The sequence below is a fragment of the Lysobacter sp. N42 genome (assembly GCF_004344885.1).
Window position 1 is genome coordinate 58,317 of sequence record NZ_SKFB01000013.1, and the last position, 20,230, is coordinate 78,546.

The 20,230-nt window shown below is 70.2% G+C and carries 19 protein-coding genes; 8 read left to right on the top strand and 11 right to left on the bottom strand.

Features of this window, described 5'->3' with window-relative positions:
• Window positions 1–31: 31 nt before the first annotated feature.
• The 3 genes from metG to EYQ95_RS16650 form a co-directional block, all read right to left on the bottom strand.
• Window positions 32–2,101 carry a methionine--tRNA ligase gene (gene metG, locus EYQ95_RS16640; protein ID WP_132328342.1) on the bottom strand — a complete coding sequence of 690 codons (2,070 nt, stop codon included), beginning with the start codon at window positions 2,099–2,101 and terminating at the stop codon, window positions 32–34.
• A 120-nt stretch (window positions 2,102–2,221) separates the two neighbouring features.
• Window positions 2,222–2,635 (bottom strand): DUF2147 domain-containing protein, encoded by a 414-nt coding sequence (locus EYQ95_RS16645; protein ID WP_243699958.1) that lies wholly within the window; start codon window positions 2,633–2,635, stop codon window positions 2,222–2,224.
• Between the two features lie 177 nt (window positions 2,636–2,812).
• Window positions 2,813–5,566: a TonB-dependent siderophore receptor gene (locus tag EYQ95_RS16650; RefSeq protein WP_132328346.1), complete on the bottom strand. Its 2,754-nt coding sequence runs from the start codon at window positions 5,564–5,566 to the stop codon at window positions 2,813–2,815.
• A 350-nt stretch (window positions 5,567–5,916) separates the two neighbouring features.
• Between EYQ95_RS16650 and apbC the strand changes: the two genes are divergently transcribed.
• Together apbC and dcd are read left to right on the top strand one after the other, a co-directional pair.
• Complete coding sequence (gene apbC / locus EYQ95_RS16655; RefSeq protein ID WP_132328389.1) at window positions 5,917–6,768, top strand: iron-sulfur cluster carrier protein ApbC; 852 nt, start codon at window positions 5,917–5,919, stop codon at window positions 6,766–6,768.
• A gap of 100 nt (window positions 6,769–6,868) precedes the next feature.
• Window positions 6,869–7,438 (top strand): dCTP deaminase, encoded by a 570-nt coding sequence (gene dcd / locus EYQ95_RS16660; RefSeq protein WP_132328348.1) that lies wholly within the window; start codon window positions 6,869–6,871, stop codon window positions 7,436–7,438.
• Window positions 7,439–7,543: 105 nt separating this feature from the next.
• On the opposite strand, the gene EYQ95_RS16665 is transcribed toward dcd, so the two are convergent.
• Window positions 7,544–7,948: an HIT domain-containing protein gene (locus tag EYQ95_RS16665; RefSeq protein ID WP_132328351.1), complete on the bottom strand. Its 405-nt coding sequence runs from the start codon at window positions 7,946–7,948 to the stop codon at window positions 7,544–7,546.
• A complete protein-coding gene (locus EYQ95_RS16670) occupies window positions 7,945–8,613 on the bottom strand; it encodes a dienelactone hydrolase family protein (protein ID WP_132328353.1) in 669 nt (222 codons plus the stop codon). The genes EYQ95_RS16665 and EYQ95_RS16670 overlap by 4 nt, the downstream gene beginning before the upstream one ends.
• A 148-nt stretch (window positions 8,614–8,761) precedes the next feature.
• Here EYQ95_RS16670 and rimO point away from each other — a divergent pair, with 148 nt between their 5' ends.
• Window positions 8,762–10,162, top strand: a complete 1,401-nt coding sequence (gene rimO / locus EYQ95_RS16675; protein ID WP_132328355.1) for a 30S ribosomal protein S12 methylthiotransferase RimO — start codon at window positions 8,762–8,764, stop codon at window positions 10,160–10,162.
• Here rimO and greB read toward each other — a convergent pair.
• Genes greB through EYQ95_RS16690 form a run of 3 tightly spaced genes read right to left on the bottom strand, consistent with a single transcriptional unit; the run spans window position 10,153 to window position 12,549 of the window.
• Window positions 10,153–10,653 (bottom strand): transcription elongation factor GreB, encoded by a 501-nt coding sequence (greB, locus tag EYQ95_RS16680; RefSeq protein ID WP_132328357.1) that lies wholly within the window; start codon window positions 10,651–10,653, stop codon window positions 10,153–10,155. The genes rimO and greB overlap by 10 nt on opposite strands.
• A gap of 4 nt (window positions 10,654–10,657) precedes the next feature.
• Entirely contained in the window at window positions 10,658–11,086 is a 429-nt protein-coding gene (locus EYQ95_RS16685; RefSeq protein WP_132328359.1) for a hypothetical protein, read from the bottom strand.
• Window positions 11,087–11,103: 17 nt separating this feature from the next.
• Complete coding sequence (locus EYQ95_RS16690) at window positions 11,104–12,549, bottom strand: helicase HerA-like domain-containing protein (protein ID WP_165924764.1); 1,446 nt, start codon at window positions 12,547–12,549, stop codon at window positions 11,104–11,106.
• A 133-nt stretch (window positions 12,550–12,682) separates the two neighbouring features.
• Here EYQ95_RS16690 and EYQ95_RS16695 point away from each other — a divergent pair, with 133 nt between their 5' ends.
• Entirely contained in the window at window positions 12,683–14,263 is a 1,581-nt protein-coding gene (locus EYQ95_RS16695) for a transglycosylase SLT domain-containing protein (protein ID WP_132328363.1), read from the top strand.
• A gap of 15 nt (window positions 14,264–14,278) precedes the next feature.
• Here EYQ95_RS16695 and EYQ95_RS16700 read toward each other — a convergent pair whose 3' ends face one another.
• The 3 genes from EYQ95_RS16700 to EYQ95_RS16710 form a co-directional block, all read right to left on the bottom strand.
• On the bottom strand, window positions 14,279–14,788 hold the full coding sequence (locus EYQ95_RS16700; protein WP_132328365.1) for a hypothetical protein: 510 nt from the start codon (window positions 14,786–14,788) through the stop codon (window positions 14,279–14,281).
• 75 nt (window positions 14,789–14,863) lie between these two features.
• A complete protein-coding gene (gene asd / locus EYQ95_RS16705; RefSeq protein ID WP_132328367.1) occupies window positions 14,864–15,709 on the bottom strand; it encodes an archaetidylserine decarboxylase in 846 nt (281 codons plus the stop codon).
• Window positions 15,706–16,347 (bottom strand): SCO family protein, encoded by a 642-nt coding sequence (locus EYQ95_RS16710; RefSeq protein ID WP_132328369.1) that lies wholly within the window; start codon window positions 16,345–16,347, stop codon window positions 15,706–15,708. The genes asd and EYQ95_RS16710 overlap by 4 nt, the downstream gene beginning before the upstream one ends.
• Before the next feature lie 87 nt (window positions 16,348–16,434).
• Here EYQ95_RS16710 and prmB point away from each other — a divergent pair, with 87 nt between their 5' ends.
• From prmB to EYQ95_RS16730, 4 genes are all read left to right on the top strand, one after another.
• Window positions 16,435–17,376 (top strand): 50S ribosomal protein L3 N(5)-glutamine methyltransferase, encoded by a 942-nt coding sequence (prmB, locus tag EYQ95_RS16715; RefSeq protein WP_132328371.1) that lies wholly within the window; start codon window positions 16,435–16,437, stop codon window positions 17,374–17,376.
• Between the two features lie 4 nt (window positions 17,377–17,380).
• Window positions 17,381–18,475 carry a chorismate synthase gene (gene aroC / locus EYQ95_RS16720; RefSeq protein ID WP_132328373.1) on the top strand — a complete coding sequence of 365 codons (1,095 nt, stop codon included), beginning with the start codon at window positions 17,381–17,383 and terminating at the stop codon, window positions 18,473–18,475.
• Between the two features lie 143 nt (window positions 18,476–18,618).
• Window positions 18,619–19,632, top strand: a complete 1,014-nt coding sequence (locus tag EYQ95_RS16725) for an aspartate-semialdehyde dehydrogenase (RefSeq protein WP_132328375.1) — start codon at window positions 18,619–18,621, stop codon at window positions 19,630–19,632.
• 58 nt (window positions 19,633–19,690) lie between these two features.
• On the top strand, window positions 19,691–20,224 hold the full coding sequence (locus tag EYQ95_RS16730) for a FimV family protein (protein ID WP_132328377.1): 534 nt from the start codon (window positions 19,691–19,693) through the stop codon (window positions 20,222–20,224).
• The last annotated feature ends 6 nt before the right edge of the window (window positions 20,225–20,230 follow it).

Genomic DNA, 20,230 nt, shown 5'->3' on the forward strand with positions numbered 1-20,230 from the left:
GATGCGGCGCCGCCGGGCGCGAGCTCCGCGCTCAGCGCACCGGCATGCCCGGTGCGGCGCCTTCGTCGGCGTCGAGCAGGAAAAGCCCGTCGCCGTCGAAGCCGGCCGACAGGATCATGCCCTCGCTCACCCCGAAGCGCATCTTGCGCGGCGCCAGGTTGGCGATGAACACGACGCTGCGGCCGATCAGCTTCTCGGGCTCGCCGTAGGACGCGCGGATACCGGAGAAGATCTGCCGCTGGCCCAGGTCGCCCGCGTCCAGAAGAAAGCGCAGGAGCTTGTCGGAGCCCTCGACGAAGCCGCACTCGAGCACCCGGCCGATGCGCAGGTCGAGCCTGGCGAAATCGTCGATGGACACCGTGGCCGTGCCGACGGACGCGGTCTCGGCCCTGGCGACGGGCGCGGGCTTGGCGGCCGCTTCGCCGGCAGGCTTGGCGGCGTCGGTCGGCTGGAGGGTGTCCTTGCTGGCTTCGGTCATGGCGGCGATGTGCTTGGGATCGATACGGGTGAAGAGCGGCTTGTAGGGCGCGATGTCGTGCGCCAGAAGCGGGGCGGCGACGTCGTCCCAGGCCGCCACGGGCGCGCGCAGGAAGGCCTCGGACTCGGCGGCCACGCGCGGCAGCACCGGCTTGAGCGCGGCTGCGATCACGCGGAAGAGGTTGAGGCCCTGCGTACAGACGCCCCGCAGCTCGGCCTCGGCCCCGTCCTGCTTGGCCAGCACCCAGGGCTTGGTCTCGTCGATGTAGCGGTTGGCCTCGTCGGCCAGCGCCATCGCCAGCCGAAGCGCGGTGGCGGCTTCGTTGCGTGCATACGCTTCGCGCACCGGCCCCAGCTGCGCGACGAAGCGTTCGTACTGCGCCGCGTCGGGCAGTGCATCGGCGAGGCGGCCACCGAAGCGCTTCTCGATGAAGCCGGCGCAGCGGCTGGCCAGGTTGACGAACTTGCCGACCAGGTCGGAATTCACCCGCGCGACGAAGTCGGCGAGGTTGAGATCGACGTCGTCCACGCCGCCACTGGTCTTGGCGGCGAAGTAGTAGCGCAGCGCCTCGGGGTCGAGGCCGGCGTCGAGGTAGGTGCGCGCCATCACGAAGGTGCCGCGCGACTTGGACATCTTCGCGCCGTCCACGGTCAGGTAGCCGTTGACGTGCAGCCGCGTGGGCGCGCGCAGGCCGGCCGCGTGCAGCACCGCGGGCCAGAACAGGCCATGGAAGTTGACGATGTCCTTGCCGATGAAGTGGTGCATCTCGGTGGCTTCGGCATCGTGCACGAAGCGGTCGAAGTCGATGCCGCGACGCTGGCACAGCACCTTGAAGCTGGCCAGGTAGCCGATCGGCGCGTCGATCCACACGTACAGGTACTTGCCCGGATGGCCGGGGATCTCGAAGCCGAAGTAGGGCGCATCGCGCGAGATGTCCCAGGCGCGCAGGCCGCCCTCGGCGTCGAGCCATTCCAGCAACTTGGCCTTGACGCCGGGGATCGCGACGTCGCCCGCCAGCCACTGGCGGAGGAAGCCTTCCAGCTTGCCGACCTCGAAGAAGAAGTGTTCCGACTCGCGCAGCTCCGGCGGTGTTCCGCTGAGGACGGACCTCGCCTCACGCAGCTCGGTCGGCGCGTACGTCGCGCCGCAGTTCTCGCAGTTGTCCCCGTACTGGTCGGCCGCGCCGCAGTTGGGGCAGGTGCCCTTGACATAGCGGTCGGGCAGGAACATGCCCTTGGCCGCGTCGTACAGCTGCGCTACCGAGCGCCGCGAGATGTAGCCGGCCCGGTCCAGCGCGATGTAGATCGACTGCGTGAGCTCGCGGTTGGCGTCGGAGTGGGTGGAGTCGTAGTTGTCGAATGCGACGCCGAAGTCGGCGAAGTCGCGCTCGTGGCTGGCCTGGATGCCGGCGATGAAGGCCTCGGGCGTCGTACCGGCCTTTTCGGCGGCCAGCATGATCGGCGTGCCGTGGGTGTCGTCTGCGCAGACGAAGTGCACGGCGTGGCCGTCCATGCGGCGCGCGCGCGTCCAGATGTCGCCCTGGATGTAGCCGACGAGGTGGCCGAGGTGCAGCGGCCCGTTGGCATAGGGCAGGGCGCAGGTGACGAGGATGTCGCGGGGCATGGGCGATGCGGCGCGAGATGGGGGTCGGCAAGTATCGCACGCGCTGTCGCCGCGGCAGCCGGCGCCAAAGGAAACGGCCCGGTTGCACGGGCCGTTTCGGTGGTCACGCGCCGGTAGCGCTCAGTTCGCGCGCTGCCAGGTGGCCGTGCGGCAGAACATGAACTTGCAGCCGGTGATCTCGAGCTTGTTGCCGACCAGCTTCACGCTCTTGACCTTGAAGCTGTCGCCGGTGGACGGCTTGAACCCCTCGCCGCCGCCCCAGCCGCCGTCCATGGGCTTGAGGTTCCACAGCACGTTCATGCCGATGGTCGACTGCCCCTTCTTGGCGCCGCTGCACTTGTCGCACTTCGCCGCGGCCGGGTTCACTGCCTCGACGATCTTCGCGGCATAGGTGCCGTTCTTGGCCTGGTAGACCTCGGTGATCGTCATCACCTTGCCGGTCTCGTCGTCGATGGTCTTCCAGCGGCCGACCGGCGAATTCTGCGCCGAGGCGATGGCCGGGATGGCCAGCATCAGCAGGGCAAGCATCTTCATGCGCATAGGTCCCCCTAAGGACGTGTTGTTCCCCTGCGCCCGTGCGCAGTTGCGGATCTTTTTACCGCGATCGGATACGGCGGGGAAGACCGCCACGGCCGGTTGTTCAGGCGGCGCGGCAGCGGCACCGAAAGAAGGAAGCCCGGCTTTCGCCGGGCTTCCCGTGACACCTGCGGATCAGTTGAACTTGTAGTTGAACTCTACGAACACCTCGCGTCCGATCGGGCTGTAAGCGCGCCAGAAGAACGGATAGGTGTAGAAGGAGTCGTCGCGTGGCGCCAGCTTGTCGAAGATGTTGTTCACCGACACACCGATAGTCGCCTTCGGCGTGATCTCCTTGCTGACCGCGCCGTTCCAGATGATGTACGGCGCGATGCGACCGGTTTCTTCCCAGTTCGGCACCGATCCCCAGCGATAGCCATAGATCGACGCAGCCCAGGTATCACGCGACCAGTTCACCGCCCAGTTGACGCGGCTGCGGAAATCAAAGTTCGTAGGATCGTCACGGTAGTCCTCGACGCCGTCTCCCGGGAACTCTTCGAACTCCTGCGACAGCGTATGCGACCACTTCAGTGAGAAGTTGAAGTCGCCGAGCCGATCCGTGTCGAGGCGGTAGCGGACCGTCGCATCGATACCGTCAATAGCGTTAAACGACTGATTGATGGGGTTGAGACGGATCTCCTCGATCCGGCCATCATTCGGTCCGCCCACCGTACGGGTGACGAAGCTCCGGAACTGCTGGCAGCCCGCCGAGTTCGGGTCGACACTCGTACCGTCGCGATCCGTGCCCAGGCGGCAGGCGGCTTCGTTGCGCAGGAGATAGGCGGTGCCAATATCAGCGACGGCGTTGTCGAGCTCGATGTTGAAGTAATCGACTTCCATCGACAGGTTGTCGAGCACATCCCAGACGACACCCGCGGTCCACGACTTGCCCTCTTCCTCCTCGAGGTTCGGATTGCCCTGGCGGGTGCCGAACACCTGGTAGTTGTATGCCGCGGCATTGCCACACTGCTGCGGCGTTTGCCCGGTCTGGCGGCAAAGGTACTCGTCGAAGACGCCGACGAAGAAACCCGACGTGTCCGCGAACACGTAATGCATGTCGGGTGCACGGAACGACGTCGCGTAGCTGCCACGGAACAGGAGCGAGTCGGTCGGGCGGAACTCGAGGCCGGCGTTGTACGTGACGGCATCATCCACTGCCGTGACGTCGTCGTACTTGTCATAGCGCGCCGCGAGCTGGGCCTTGAGCGTGCTCAGAATCGGAACGGAGAACTCCACGCCAGCCGCATAGCGGTCGCGCTCGCCACCGCCGCCGGTGCCCGTCAGGTTGTAGATCGCCTGGGCAGGCGGGGTGCCCGGCAGCAGACGCGGATCCGGGTTGAGTGTGTATTCCTGACGTCCTCCTTCGAGCACCGCGGCCATTGCCACCGGGCCGGCCGGCAGCTCGAACAGATCGCCGGAGAACACGAAGTTCGCCTGGGTGACGCTCGAATCCGCCGTCGTCACCACATCGGTGCTGAGCGTACGATACGTGGCCTGGTCAAGCGGGCGGAAATAGCGGTCGATATTCAGCTGGTGGATCGGGAAGCCGCTGATGGTGCCGAGCTGTGGACCGAGGAAGTAGTCGAACAGCGGCTGGCGCAGGAAGCGCGGGCGCGAAACCTCGACCTCGTACTCCGAGCGGGAGAGGGTGGCATCCCAGTCGAAGCGGCCGTCGAACAGCGTACCGCGCAAACCGACCGCGAAATCCCAGGAACGCTCGTCGTTCGAAGTCTCCTGGTTGCCGACCTCGTCCGGGGTGAAGATGCGCTGTGCATCAACGAGGCGCCCGAACTGCGGGTCGTAGAAGATCGGGCTGCCGAAGAACTGCGTCGATGAGGCCGTCTTGGCCTGCGAATCCCAGATGCTGAGGGTCGCGAAGCCCTGCAGGGCGGAACTGAAGTCCATCACGCCGTACAGGTAGGCCGACGCGTTCTGCAAGTCGTTGCGGATGGCTTGTGTCGCCGGGTAACCCCAATAGCCGCAGCCCTGTCCAAGATTGTTCGGAAGAGTGAACGCCTCGAACTCGGCAAAACGGCCGCATACCGCGTCACGGCCGCCCGGCCAGAGACGATTGTTCGTGGAAGCCTGACGATTTCGCAGGCGGATGCCTTCAACAGGCGTGGGATTCGCGGTGGACGGGTCGTCCCGGTAGGAATCCATGAAGTCACGCTGCGAGGCGAACAGGCCCTCGCGTGCGACGTACTGCGCAGCATACGTGACGGACCAATTGTCGCCGGACTTGCCGCCGACCCACGTCACATCTCCGGAGTCGCTGCCGCCGCGGGTCGTCGTGCCCGCGCGGATGTTCACCTCGTCGCCCTCGTAGTTCGTCTTGAGGATGATGTTCACCACGCCGGCGACGGCGTCGGACCCATAAATCGCCGATGCGCCACCGGAGAGCACCTCGATGCGCTCCACGGCTGCACGCGGGATCGCGTTGAGGTTCACGAAGTTCGATTGGCCGTTGTACGGCAGCGGATAGTCGGCAACACGGCGGCCGTTGATCAGTGTCAGCACGCGACCAGGACCGAGGCCGCGCAGGTCGAGTGCACTGGCATTCGGCGTGAAGCCGCTCTGCGTCAGCTCGTTCTGGGCGGATCCGCTGATCTGCGTCAGCGTATTGAGCGCCTCGGACACCGTGGTGAATCCCTGGCGCTCGAGGTCGTCGGCGGTGATTACGGTGATCGGTGCAGGCCCCTCGACAGTCGCGCGCTTGATGCGCGACCCGGTGACCGTCACTCGGTCGAGCTGCTCCTGTGTCTGCGACGACTGCTGCTGGCTGGTGGTGTCCTGGGTGTCCTGGGCCAAGGCGGCGCCAGGAGCCAGCAGGGCAGCAAGCATCGCGGTCGTGAGACGGCTGCGCTGCAGCCGCACGTTGTTTACTGACATCTGTTTCCCCTAAAGGTCGAAAATGGTCCTGACGAGGCCTTCCCGGGCCGTCCGCTCCGTCACACCCTTGACCGGCCGACGTTAACACGCATTTAACCGAATCGGCCATAAGGCAGAAGCCTCCCGACCCTACTTGGAGTACCCCCAGCGTGGCAGCAGACCTGCAGGCGCACCTTGGTCGCCGTGTTTCCCCCTACGAATCAATCGCCTACGCCGAGGCGGGTGCCGCTTTCCGGCAGGTGGACGGGGGGCTCGAGGCCACCTTCCCCGTGCCGGTTGCTGCACTGCAGCGTGCCCTGGTGGCCGATCTCACGACCGCCGTGGCGGCCATGGGGCTGCGCCTGGACCCGATCGAGGTGCGGCAGCGCATCGCGACGCACGCCGTGCAGCCGGGACTCGCGCCGCTGGCCGCGGTACGCAACGTCATCGCCGTAGGCTCCGGCAAGGGCGGCGTCGGCAAGTCCACCGTGGCGGTCAACCTGGCCCTGGCGCTCGCGCGCGACGGGGCGCGGGTGGGCATCCTGGACGCGGACATCTACGGCCCGAGCGTGCCCACGATGCTGGGGCTGTCGGGGCGGCCGGACAGCCCCGACGGCAAGTCCATCGAGCCGCTGCGCGCGCACGGGGTGCAGGCGATGTCGATCGGGCTGCTGGTCGAGCAGGACACGCCCATGATCTGGCGCGGGCCGATGGCGACCTCCGCGCTGACGCAGCTGCTCAACGACACGCGCTGGGACGACCTGGACTACCTCTTCATCGACCTGCCGCCCGGCACGGGCGACATCCAGCTCACGCTCGCGCAGAAGATCCCGGTGGCCGGCGCCATCGTCGTAACCACGCCGCAGGACGTGGCGACGCTGGATGCGCGCAAGGCGGTGCGCATGTTCGAGAAGGTGAACGTGCCGGTGCTGGGCCTGGTCGAGAACATGGCGCTGTATACCTGCTCGAACTGCGGCCACGAGGACCATGTCTTCGGCAGCGGCGGCGCGGAGCGGCTGTCGGCCGACTACGGCCTGCCCGTGCTGGGCAGCCTGCCGCTGGATCGTCGCGTGCGGGAGCAGGGCGACGCGGGTTCGCCGGTGGTGGTGGCCGCGCCGGAGTCGGCATCGGCGCGTGCCTTCGTCTCGGCGGCGCGGCAGGCGGCCGTCGCGCTGGCCCGGCGCCCGACCGTCGCCAGGCCGCTGTCGGTGTCCCTGCTCTGACCGAACGCGTGCCCCGACCCCCGGCCCGCCCGTCTTGCCGGCGGGCGGGCTGCCGCGTATTGCCGGCTAGAATGCCGCCCTTTCCACGCCCGAGCCGCGCATGAGCATCAAGTCCGACCGCTGGATCCGCCGCATGTCCGAGCAGCACGGCATGATCGAGCCGTTCGAGCCGGGCCAGGTCAAGCTCTCGCCCACCGGTGAGCGGCTGGTGAGTTACGGGACGTCCAGCTACGGCTACGACGTGCGCTGCTCGCGCGAGTTCAAGATCTTCACCAACATCAACTCGACCATCGTCGACCCGAAGGCCTTCGACAGCGGAAGCTTCGTCGACGTGGAATCGGACGTCTGCATCATCCCGCCCAATTCGTTCGCGCTGGCGCGCACGGTCGAGTACTTCCGCATTCCGCGCGACGTGCTGGTGGTCTGCCTCGGCAAGAGCACGTATGCGCGCTGCGGGATCATCGTCAACGTCACGCCGCTGGAACCCGAGTGGGAAGGCCACGTGACGCTGGAATTCAGCAACACGACGCCGCTGCCCGCCAAGATCTACGCGGGCGAGGGCGTGGCGCAGATGCTGTTCTTCCAGTCCGACGAGGTCTGCGAGACGTCCTACCGCGACCGCGGCGGCAAGTACCAGGGCCAGCGCGGCGTGACCTTGCCGCGAACCTGAGCGGCGGCGCGGCAGCGCCATCGGGATACGCGCCAGGGGCGCGACGGCCCGCGGATGGGCCCCGCCCGCCAGGCGCGACGCGGCGCCACGCGGGCCAGCCGTGTGTCAGGGCAGGGCTGACCGGAGTTCGCCGAGGGTCCTGGCGAGGAGATCCGCGCCGTAGGGCTCGGCCGGGGCCGCACCCCAGACGGGCTTCGGCCAGGCCACGTCGTCCACGAAGCGGGCGACCACGTGTACGTGCAGCTGCGCGACGACGTTGCCCAGGGCGGCCACGTTGAGCTTGTCCGGCATGCGCAGCCGGCGCAGCAGTTCTCCGGCCAACGTGACCTCGTCGAGCAGCCGGTGGCGTTCCCGTTCGGGCAGGTCGATCCATTCCACCGCGTCCGGCACGCGCGGAACGAGGATCAGCCACGGATGCAGGCGGTTGTCCATGAGCAGCAGCTCGGACAGCTCCAGCGAGGCGACATGGTGCGTGTCGGCGGCGAGTCGGGGATGCAGCGACCAGGTCATGCGTGCAGGTCCGCGAGGAAGGCGAGCGTGCGCGACCAGGCCAGCATCGCCGCGCGCGCGTCGAAGTCGGGGCGGCGGTCGCAGTTGAAGCCGTGGCCGGCCTCGTAGACGTGCATGCGCGCGCCGGCGAGCTTCGCGCGGTGCAGGGCCACGTGCTCGGGCGGGATGATCGGGTCGCGTTCGCCGAAGTGCATGAGCATGGGCGCGCGCAGCGGCTCGTCGAGGAAGGGCAGGCTGCGGCCGCCGTAGTAGCTCACCGCCGGCAGGCCATGCCGCGTGTTGGCGAGCAGCGAGACGGTGCCACCCCAGCAGAAGCCCATCGCCGCGACCGCGCGGGCAGGCGGGCGCAGGTGGTCGGCCGCGGCTGCGACGATGTCGACGGCCCGGTCGAATCCGAGGGCGGCCACGAGCTCACGCCCGCGGGCGATGCCGGCCTCGTCGTAGTCCAGCTCCACGCCGCGCTCGACCGGATCGCAGACCGACGGGGCCAGCACCTCGTGGCCCGCGGCGGCGAGGCGGCCGGCCACGTCGCGGATGTGGGCGTTGACGCCGAATATCTCCTGCACGAGCACCACCGCCACGCGGGGCGTGGCCGTGCGTTCCGCCGCGTGGTGCCAGGCGCGCACGCCGCCGTGCGGGGTGGAAAGTTCGATCCAGTCGGCCATCGGCTCCTCCTGCCGGAAGTGTAGCGGCGCGGCTGAACGCGCCACGCCCGCCCGCGGCCGCCCGGCGGGGCCGCCGGTATACTGCGCGCCTCGCTGCAGGCCCCGCCGCAGCCGCCCGGCCGCTTCCGGCCCAGCCCGTCACCACGCCATGCCCAACATCTCCGCGCCGCGCAATCCACGCGTCGGCTTCGTCAGCCTCGGCTGCCCGAAGGCCCTCGTCGACTCCGAACGCATCCTCACGCAGCTGCGCGTGGAGGGCTATGACCTCGTGCAGACCTACGACGACGCCGACGTCGTCGTGGTCAATACCTGCGGCTTCATCGACGCCGCCGTGACCGAGTCGCTCGACGCGATCGGGGAGGCGATGGCCGAGAACGGAAAGGTGATCGTCACCGGCTGCCTGGGCAAGCGCGCGGACGTGATCCGCGAGGCGCATCCGGACGTGCTGGCGATCACCGGCCCGCAGGACTACGCGAGCGTGATGTCGGCCGTGCACGCCGCGGTGCCGCCCAGCCGCGATCCGTTCCTCGACCTGTTGCCCGCAGCGCAGGACGACGTGGGCATCAAGCTCACGCCCAGGCACTACGCGTACCTGAAGATCTCCGAAGGCTGCAACCACCGTTGCAGCTTCTGCATCATCCCCTCGATGCGCGGCGACCTGGCCTCGCGACCGGTCGACGAGGTGCTGCGCGAGGCGGAGAAGCTGGTCATGGGCGGCGTGCGCGAGCTGCTCGTCGTCTCGCAGGACACGAGCGCCTACGGCGTCGACCTGCGCTACGCACCGCGCGAATGGCGCGGGCGCGCCTACGAGACGCGCATGAAGTCATTGTGCGAGGGGCTGTCGCAGCTGGGCGTGTGGTCGCGCCTGCACTACGTCTATCCGTATCCGCACGTGGACGACGTGATCCCGCTGATGGCCGAAGGCAAGGTGCTGCCTTACCTCGACATCCCGTTCCAGCATGCCAGCCCCCGCGTACTGCGCCTGATGAAGCGCCCGGGCGCGGTGGAGAAGACGCTCGAGCGCGTGCAGAACTGGCGGCGCATGTGCCCGGACCTCACCGTCCGCAGCACGTTCATCGTGGGCTTCCCGGGCGAGACCGAGCAGGAGTTCGAGGATCTGCTGGACTTCCTCGACGAAGCGCAGCTCGACCGCGTGGGCGCGTTCGCATACTCGCCGGTGGAAGGCGCCGCGGCGAACGCATTGCCGGACCCGGTGCCCGACGAGGTGAAGCAGGAGCGCCTGGCGCGCTTCATGGAACGCCAGGCCGAGATCTCGGCGGCGCGGCTGGAGGCCAAGGTGGGCACGGTGCAGACCTGCCTGGTCGATGCGGTCGACGGCGAGCTCGCCATCGCACGCTCGAAGGCCGACGCGCCGGAGATCGACGGCCTCGTGCAGATCCAGAACGGCGCGCAGATGGGCCTGCGCCCGGGGCAGTTCGTCGAGGTCGAGATCATGGGCAGCGACGAGCACGACCTCTACGGGGAGGCGCTGCCACCTCAGCCCGCGCCGGCTGGCCGCGCGGCGCTTCCGGTGCTCGATCAGGCGTAGGCCACGTCGACGATCGCGACGCGACGCGGGCCGGCGGGCAACTGCACGTCGACCTCGTCGTCGATGCGCTTCTTCAGCAGCGCCCGGGCGAGTGGCGAGTCGATCGAGATGTCCCCGCGCGCGGGGTCGGCCTCGTCCGGGCCGACCAGCCGGTAGCGCGTGACCTCGCCGCTGGCCACATCCTCCAGTTCGACCGTCGCGCCGAAGAACACCGCCTCGCGGTCGGCTGGCACGTCCTCGACCACCTTCAGCGACGGAACGCGCTTGCTGAGATAGCGCACGCGCCGGTCGAGCTCGCCGAGCTGCTTCTTGCGGTAGGTGTACTCCGCGTTCTCCGACCGGTCGCCCTCGGCCGCCGCCGCGGCGAGGGCGCGGACGATCTCGGGACGCTTGACGCGCCAGAGATCGTCCAGCTCGGCCTTGAGCCGTTCGAAGCCCGCGCGGGTGATGAGCGCGGTGCTGCGCTCGGGAGGCGGTCGCCAGCGGCCCATGGGGTCAGGGCGTGGCCTGGCGGGTCAGCGTGGTCGAGCCGTCGGCCAGCGTGTCCGTGCCGCTCATGCGGAAGACGCGGTCCTGCGCCGTCTTGCTGCCGGGGTCGAGGCGGATGGAGCCCGTCGCCGCTTCGTGCGTCCAGCTGCCCTGGCTGACCCCCTCCGGCCCCTCCAGGCCGTAGCTGCCATCGGCATGCAACTCCAGCCGCAGGCCGCCGCCCGTGAACGTGCCGGCGAAAGCGCCGGTATCGAACTCGGCCGCGGGGTTCGCCGGGGCGGGCGCAGCGGCAGGCGCGACCGGGGCAGGGGCCGGCGACGGCTGCGTTTCCGCGGCGGCGGGCGCCGGGGAGGGCTCCGGTGCCGATGCGGGTTCCTCGCGCGAGCAGGCGATGCACAGGAACAGGGGAAGGGCGAGCAGGGTGAGACGGGTCATCGGGTTCTCCATGGAAGTCAGCGGCGTCCGCCCAGCAGGCTGCCGAGCAAGCCGCGAACGATCTGTCGGCCGATCTGGCTGCCCACGGTGCGCGCAGCCTGCCGGGCCATCGTTTCCACAAGGCCCTCGCGTCCGCCACGGCGCGGGGCCGGGCCAGGCGCAGGCGTGTCCGCAGGTGGCGACGCGCGCCGAGCGAGGGCTTCGGCCGCGGACTCGCGATCGAGCGGCTGGTCGTAGCGCCCATGCAGCGGGCTGCCTGCGAGCACGTCGTGGCGCTCGGCCGGCGTCACCGGACCCATCCGGCAGCGCGGAGGTGCGATCACCGTGTGTTCGACGGGCGAGGGTACGCCGTCGGCCGAAAGCGTGGACACCAGGGCTTCGCCGATCGCCAGGCGCGGCAGCAGGGATTCGACGTCCAGCGAAGGATTCGGCACGAAGGTCTCGGCGGCCACGCGCACGGCCTTCTGGTCGCGCGGGGTGAACGCGCGCAGGGCGTGCTGCACGCGGTTGCCCAGCTGGCCGAGGATCTCGCCGGGCACGTCATCGGGAAACTGCGAGCAGAAGTAGACGCCCACGCCCTTGGAGCGGATCAGGCGCACGACCTGCTCCACGCGCTGGCGCAGCGCGGGCGGCGCGTCGTCGAACAGAAGATGGGCCTCGTCGAAGACAAAGACGAGCCTGGGCCGGTCGGGGTCGCCCACCTCCGGCAACTGCTCGAAGAGTTCGGACAGCAGCCAGAGCAGGAAGGTGGAATACAGCCGCGGCTTGAGCACCAGGTTCTCGGCCGCGAGGATGCCGATGAGGCCACGCCCGTCCGGCGCGGTGCGCATCAGGTCGCCGATCTCCAGCGCGGGTTCGCCGAAGAAGTGATGGCCGCCCTCGGATTCCAGCCGAAGCAGCGCGCGCTGGATAGCGGCGATCGACTGTGCGCTCACGAGCCCGTATCGCGCCGACACTTCCTTGCGCTGCTCCGCCACGCGGGCGAGCACCGCACGCAGGTCTTCGAGATCGACCAGCAGCAGGCCCTGCTCGTCGGCCATGCGGAACGCGACCTCGAGAACGCCCGTCTGCGTCTCGTTGAGCTCGAGCATGCGCGCGAGCAGGAGCGGACCGATGTCCGACGCCGTCGCGCGTACCGGATGGCCGGACGTGCCGAACAGATCCCAGAACACGACAGGGCTGGCTGCCGGCGAGTGATCGTCGATGCCCAGTGCGCGGATCCGCGCCTGCAGCTTCTCCGTCGGCGTACCCGGCATCGACAGGCCGGCGACGTCGCCCTTCACGTCGGCGATGAACACCGGAACGCCGATGCGGGAGAACCCCTCGGCGAGCGTCATCAGCGTGACGGTCTTCCCCGTGCCGGTCGCGCCGGCGACCAGTCCATGGCGGTTGCCCATCCGCGCGGCGAGCTCGACGGCGCGTCGGTCGGGCGTGGCGGTCTTGCCGAGCAGGATCGACGGGATCATCGCGCATCACCGGAAAGGTGACCGGATTCTAACCACGCCGGCGCGGAGCCTCCGAAAGCGTGAGGCCTTCCTTGCCGCGACGAAGCGGCGAGGGCTACGCTCCGGCCTCCCTCGCCGTTCCGTGACGCCGATGAATCTCGCCTCCTTTCCTGCACGGCCGCTTGCGCTCGCCGTGGCCGGCGCGCTCGCCCTCGTTCCCCTTTCCGCCGCGGCGCTGTCCAAGCGCGACCAGGCGGCGGTCGACGCCCTCGGTGCACGCATGAAGGCGGCCGAGGAGCGCTATGCACGCGCGGTGTCGGCCTTCCGCAACGCCGATCCCGCGGCGCGCCACGAGGCCGACGAGGCGCTGGAGGACATGGAGGACGTGATCGCCGACTGCGCGCGCCAGCGCGGCTGCCAGGTGGTTTCCATGGTCACGCCGATCAAGCGCCTGCTCAAGCAGGGCCTGGACGGCGAGACGGAGGACGACGAGGACGACGCAGGCGACGGCCACGCCGCGCACGCCGGGATCGCTGCCGACGTGCCGGAAGCCGCGCGCGCCGCGGCGCTCCTGTCGGAGGACCACCGCTTCGACCGCATGGTCGAGTTCAACCCCGCCGTGCAGCAGGGCATCCGTCGCTGGCTCACCGACATGCGCGGGCCGCTGATGAACAGCTACGAGAACTACCAGACGATGCGGCACCTGATGTGGCCGCAGTTCGAGCGCGCGGGCCTGCCCGAGGCGCTGCTGTTCGGCATCCTGGCCAAGGAATCCAACGGCCGCGTGCATGCCACCTCGCGCGCTGGCGCGGCGGGGCCCCTCCAGTTCATGCCGGCTACGGGGCGGCGCTTCGGGCTGGGCAACGACGGCTCGGGCTTCGACACCCGCTACGACCCGCGCGCCGCCGCGATGGCCAGCGCCGAGTACCTGAACGAGCGCATGCGCGAGCTCAACCGCAACATCGAACTCGCGCTGGCCGGCTACAACGGCGGCGAAGGCCGCGCCGGGCGCGTCTACCGCGAGAGCGGCGGGCGCAGCTTCTGGGACGAGTCGGTCTACAACCAGTTCCCGGCCGAGACGCGCGACTACGTGCCGATGGTGATCGCCGCGGCCTGGCTGTTCCTGCACCCGAAGGAATACGGCATCACCTGGCCAAAGGTGGACGCCAGGCCCACGGCCTTGCGCCTGGCGCAGCCGAGCTCGATCTACCAGCTCACGATCTGCCTGGGCAACAGCGGCACGCGCGACGGCTACATGCGCGCGCTGCGCAACCTCAACCCGCGTTACGAGGCCGACCAGGTGCTGCCTGCCGGCACCACGCTGCAGGCGACCACCCGCATCGTCGGTCTCTACAACCGCTGGTGCACGGGCGGTGCACGGGCCGAGCTGGCGCGGATGCTGGTGATGAGCGATCCCTCGCGCGCGATCGTCCGCGCCAGCGGGCTGCTGCCGGTTCCTCCGGCGGGGTTGCCGGCGCCGGCCGCCGCGCCGGTCGAGGCGGGGGCCGCGGCGGAGGACGCTGTCACGGCCGGCCGGCCGCCGAACGCGGCGGTGCGCCCGGCGCCCCGGGCCGTGCAACGCGATTACCGCGTGCAGGCCGGCGAGACGCTCACGTCGATCGCGCGCAAGTTCGACTGCCGCGTGACCGAGCTGGCACGTGCGAACCAGCTCGATGACGGGAAGGTGATCCGTCCCGGGCAGACGCTCCGGCTCGAGGGCTGCCGCGGCTGAGGCCGCGGCTGGACCTCAGCGCAGCCGGGGCGCGCAACGCGCCTTGGGATCGGTGTCGTCGCCGGGGCGCGCGGCCGTGCCGGCCGGGCTGCGCGGGTCGTCCTGCTTCGGGCCGATCGCCAGCACGCCCGGGCCGCGGACGCCGCCCGCGTTTCCGTCCTGAAGGCCATTGCGCATGCCGCGGCCGGGCCGGGCCGGATCGTCCTGCTTCGGCCCGATCGCCAGCGCGCCCCCGCGGGCCTTGGGATCGTTGTCGTCGCCCGGCCGGGCGGCCGCGCCGGCGGGGCTGCGCGGGTCGTCCTGCTTGGGGCCGATCGCCAGCGCGCCGCGACGCTCGGGGGCGTCGCCGGTATCGTCGCAGCCGGGCTGCAGGCCCCCCTGCACGATGATCCCGGCGGCGCCCGGGTCGGCCTGCGTGGTCGCGGGCTGCGCCGCGGGCGCGGCGGGTGTGACGATGCGCACGGGGCCTTGGGCGTGGACGGCCGCGGCCATGCAGGAGAGAAGGAGTGCGGGGAGGAGGCGCATGACAGATCCCTGTGTCGAGGAATGGCTCATGCTACGCCCCGCGGGCAGGGCGGCCCGCCCGCCCGTCGGTACGCCCTAACGGCTCAGCGTGGCGAGGCGCTGCCCCAGCCGGACAGCCACCTCCTCGCCCAGCCCCGGCGCCAGTTCCGCCACGCCCGGCGGCAGCAGGACGATGACCGTCGAGCCGTAGTTGAACCGCGCCATCTCCTCGAAGCGCTTCAACTCGATGCCCGCGCCATCGTAGCGTTTCTCCAGCACCCGGTCGCCGTACTGCGGGATCTCGACGCCACCCCATACCGTCTCCACGCCCGAGACCAGCAGCGCGCCCACCATCACGACGGCCATCGGCCCGAAGTCGGTCTCGAAGTGGCAGACCAGCCGCTCGTTGCGCGCGAACAGGCGCGGCACCAGCCGCACGGCATTGGGGCCTACGCTGAACAGCCGGCCCGGCACGTGCACCGTGCGCAGCAGGCGGCCCGTCCAGGGCATGTGGACGCGGTGGTAGTCCTTGGGCGAGAGGTAGACGGTCGCGAACAGGCCATCGTCGAAGGCACGCGCGTCGTCCTCGCTGGCCAACAGCTCGGCCGCGGTGAAGGAGCGGCCCTTGGCCTGGAAGATCTCGCCGGCGCGGATCGGCCCGCACTGGCTGATGCGGCCGTCGGCCGGCATCAACAGCGCGCGCGGGTCCGGGTCCGGCTGGCGTGCGCCGGGCCTGAGCGCGCGGGTGAAGAACGCATTGAACGTGGGGTAGGCACGCGGGTCGGCCTCGGCGGCCTCCTCGAGGTCGACGCCGAACTTCTCCGTCACCGTGTCGATCAGCCAGCGGCTCACCCGCGGATGCCTGGAGTAGGCCAGCGAACGCGCGATCGACGACAGCCAGCGGTGCGGCAGCGCATAGGTCAGGCGGGTGACGAGGCTCATCGCGCGGTCTCCGTCAGGGCCACGAGATCGGCCGCGATGCCCGGAACATCCAGCGGAGGCTGCACGATGCCGGCCATGCGCCCCTGCGGGTCGAGCACCGCCAGGGTCGCGCTGTGGTCGATGGTGTACTGGCCTTCGGGCATGCCCTCGGGGCGCACCTTGGCGAAGACCAGGCTCAGCGAGCGCGTGAAGCGCTCCAGTGCCGGGATGTCGGCCGTCGCGGCCAAGGTGTCGCGATGGAAGGTGTGGGCGTATTCGCCGATGCGGTCGGGCGTGTCGCGCTCGGGGTCCACGGAAACGAACAGCACCCGCGGGCGCACCGGTTCGGGCAGCGCTTCCCACTGCTTCTGCGCGCGCGACAGCTCCGCCAGCGTGGTCGGGCAGACATCCGGGCAGTGGGTAAAGCCCAGGAAGACGAGTGTCCAGTGGCCCTTGAGCTCGCCGGGCACGAGCTGGGTGCCATCGGACTGGCGCAGCGCGAAGGCGGGCAGCTCGCGGGCCGGCGAGAACAGGCGCACCGCCTTCGTGGCCGGCTGCGCCGGCGCGGGGTCGGGCCTGAACACGAAGCGTGCCGCCAACAGGCCCAGCCCCGCGGCGAGCGCGGCAGCCAGGACGAGCAGGGTGGTGCGGTTGAACATGCGTGGAACTCCGGCGTTGCGCGCGGTGGCGCCGGATGATACCGGCGGCGCCGCTATAATCGCCGGCCGCCCCCGCAAGCCGCCGTCATGACCGCAGGCCTCCCGACCTTCCAGCAGGTCTCGATCATCGATCTCATCCGCTACGGCGGCAGCCTGTTCAACGAGGCCGGCCTGACGTTCGGCCACAGCTACGACAACGCGCTCGACGAGGCCACCCAGCTCGTGCTGCACGCAGTGCACATGCCGCACGACCTCAGCCCCGTCTACGGCGCCTCGCGCCTGACCGAGGCGGAGATCGAGCGCGTGATGGCGCTGTTTAGCCGCCGCATCGAGGAGCGCGTGCCCGCCGCCTACCTCACCGGCGAGGCCTGGTTCGCCGGCCTGAGCTTCAAGAGCGACCGGCGCGCGCTGGTGCCGCGCTCGCCCATCGCCGAGCTGATCACCGCCGGCTTCCAGCCCTGGCTGGGCGACCGCTACGTGCAGCGCGCCGCGGACCTGTGCACCGGCTCGGGCTGCATCGCCATCGCGATGGGCCATTACCAGCCGAACTGGGAGGTGGTGGGCGTCGACATTTCCGACGACGCGCTCGCACTCGCCAACGAGAACCGTGAGCGCCTGCAGGCGCACAACGTCGAGTTCGTGAAGTCCGACCTGTTCTCGGCGCTGAAGGGCCAGGTGTTCGACCTGGTCGTCACCAATCCGCCCTACGTCACGCATGCCGAGACCGATGCGCTGCCGCCGGAGTACTCGCACGAACCGGAACTGGGCCTGCGCGCGGGCTTCGACGGCCTCGACCTCGCCTTGCGCATCCTGCGCGACGCGCCGGAGCACCTGACCGAGGACGGCCTGCTGATCTGCGAGGTCGGCGAGGCGGAGCGCGCGCTGACCGCGCTGCTGCCCGAGCTGCACCTGGCGTGGGTCGAGTTCAAGGTCGGGCAGATGGGCATCTTCGTCGTCGAGCGCGCGGACCTGGTCGCGCACCACGCGCGCATCCGCGAGCTGGCCGACGCCCGCGAGCCCGCGCGCTGACGGCATGAACTCCTTCGGCCACCTGCTGCGCGTGACGACCTTCGGCGAAAGCCACGGTCCCGCGATCGGCTGTGTGGTCGACGGCTGCCCGCCCGGCGTCGCACTGGCCCCCGACGACTTCCGCCAGGACCTCGAGCGCCGTGCGACCGGGCGCAGCCGGCACACCTCGCAGCGGCGCGAGGCGGACGAGGTCGAGATCCTGAGCGGCGTGTACGAGGGCGTCACCACCGGCACGCCGATCGCGCTGCTGATCCGCAACACCGACGCGCGCAGCAAGGACTACGCGGCCATCGCCGCGCAGTTCCGGCCGGGCCATGCCGACTACACCTACCAGGCCAAGTACGGCATCCGCGACCCGCGTGGCGGCGGCCGGTCCAGCGCGCGCGAGACGACCATGCGCGTGGCGGCCGGGGTGATCGCGAAGAAGTGGCTGGCCACGCGCCACGGCGTCCGGGTACGGGGTTTTCTCTCCCAGCTAGGCGAGCTGCGCCCGGCCTCGGGCATCGACACGCCCGACTGGGGCGTGGTCGAGTCCAACCCGTTCTTCTGGCCCGATGCCGCGCAGGTGGCGGAGCTGGAGGCGCGCATGGACGCGCTGCGCAAGTCCGGCGATTCCGTCGGCGCGCGGGTCGATGTGATCGCCGACGGCCTGCCGCCGGGCTGGGGCGAGCCGGTGTACGGCAAGCTCGATGCCGAACTCGCGGCAGCGCTGATGTCCATCAATGCGGTCAAGGGCGTGGAGATCGGCGACGGCTTCGCGAGCGTCGCGCAGCGGGGCAGCGAACATCGCGATGCGATGGCGCCGGGGCGCGACGGGCGTCCGGCGTTCGCCTCCAACCACGCCGGCGGCGTGCTGGGCGGCATCAGCACCGGGCAGGCCCTGCGGGTATCGGTGGCCTTCAAGCCGACTTCGAGCCTGCGCCTGCCGGTGGGGTCGGTGGACGTCCATGGCGGTGCGGTCGAGGTGGTCACCACCGGCCGCCACGACCCCTGCGTGGGCATCCGCGCGACGCCGATCTGCGAGGCGATGGTCGCCCTCGTGCTGATGGACCAGGCGCTGCGCCACCGCGCGCAGTGTGGCGACGTCGGGAAACGGTAGCGGCCAGCCGCCCCACGCGCGTCCTGCGCGCCCGGCTGCGCCGCCGAGCCCCGATCCGCGCGGCCGCTTCATTCCGCGGCGCGCCGCCCCCATCATTGCGCAATCCGCCGCCGCGACCTGCGGCGCGGTCAACTGGAATTCCCATGAAGAAGAACGTCACTGTCGCGGTCGTCGGTGCCACCGGAGCGGTGGGCGAGACCATGCTCAAGATCCTTGCCGAGCGCGCCTTCCCCGTCGGCGAGCTGCACGTCCTGGCCAGCGAGCGCTCGGCCGGCGGCAAGGTCGATTTCGCCGGTCGCCAGTACGTGGTGCAGGACCTCGCCACGTTCGATCCGGCGGGTGTCGACATCGCCCTGTTCTCGGCAGGCGGCAGCGTGTCGAAGGAGTACGCGCCGAAGTTCGCGGCCGCGGGCGCGGTGGTGATCGACAACTCCTCCGCCTTCCGTTACGACGACGACGTCCCGCTGGTCGTGTCCGAGGTCAATCCCGACGCGGCACGCAACCGCCCGCGCGGGATCATCGCCAATCCGAACTGCTCGACCATGCAGATGCTGGCCGCGCTCGCGCCGATCCACCGCGAGGCGGGCATCGAGCGCATCAACGTCGCGACCTACCAGTCGGTGTCGGGCACCGGACGCCGTGCGCTCGAGGAACTGGGCCGGCAGACTGCCCGCATGCTGAACTTCCAGGATCCGCAGCCGGAGGTCTATCCGGTGCAGATCGCCTTCAACGTGATCCCGCACGGCGGCGATTTCCTCGAGAACGGCTACACCACCGAGGAGATGAAGCTGGTCTCGGAGACGCGCAAGATCCTCGGCGACGACTCGATCCAGGTGAACGCGACCGTGGTGCGGGTGCCGGTCTTCTATGGCCATTCCGAGGCCGTGCACATCGAGACGCGGGAGAAGATCAGCGCCGCGCGCGCACGCGAACTGCTCGCGTCGGCGCCAGGCGTCGAGGTCGTGGACGAGCGCGCTCCGGGCGGCTATCCGACCCCCGTGACGCATGCATCGGGCCAGGATCCGGTCTACGTCGGCCGCATCCGCGAGGACATCTCGCATCCGCGCGGCCTTGCGCTCTGGGTGGTCGCCGACAACATCCGCAAGGGTGCGGCGCTGAACGCGGTGCAGCTCGCCGAACTGGTCATCGGGGAATGACGCATTGCCGCCGCCGGCGCGCGGCGGCTAGAGTCACGCCGGAACGAGGGGACCGGACATGCCTGCAGGGCCATTGATGCGATCCGCCTGCGCGCTGGCGCTGATGCTGGCGAGTGCCAGCGCGTCCGCGCTCGGGCTCGGCCAGATCCGCGTGCTGTCCGGGCCCGGCGAGCCGCTGGTGGCCGAGATCCCGGTCATCAGCAGCGACCCGGCGGAACTGCAGGCCCTGCGCGCCGCGCTGGCCTCGCCCGAGACGTTCACGCGGATCGGGCTGGAACCGCCGATCGGTGCCGTCGCGGACCTGCGCTTCGCCACGTCGGCCGACGCCCAGGGGCGCCCGGTCATCCGCGTGACCACGACGCGGCCGGTGACCGAACCCATGCTGACCTTCCTGATCGAGGTCGACTGGGGGCAAGGGCGGCTGGTGCGCGAGTACTCGGCCCTGGTGGCCACGCCCAGTTCCGTCGCGGCGCAGCCGGCCGTTCCGGTCCAGGCCCCCCAGGTGCAGGCGCCGCCCGTGGTGGAGCGCCCGCAGGCGCCCGCACCGGTGGCGTCCGCGGCACCGGCGCCGGCACCGGTGTCGTCGGCGTAGAGCGCG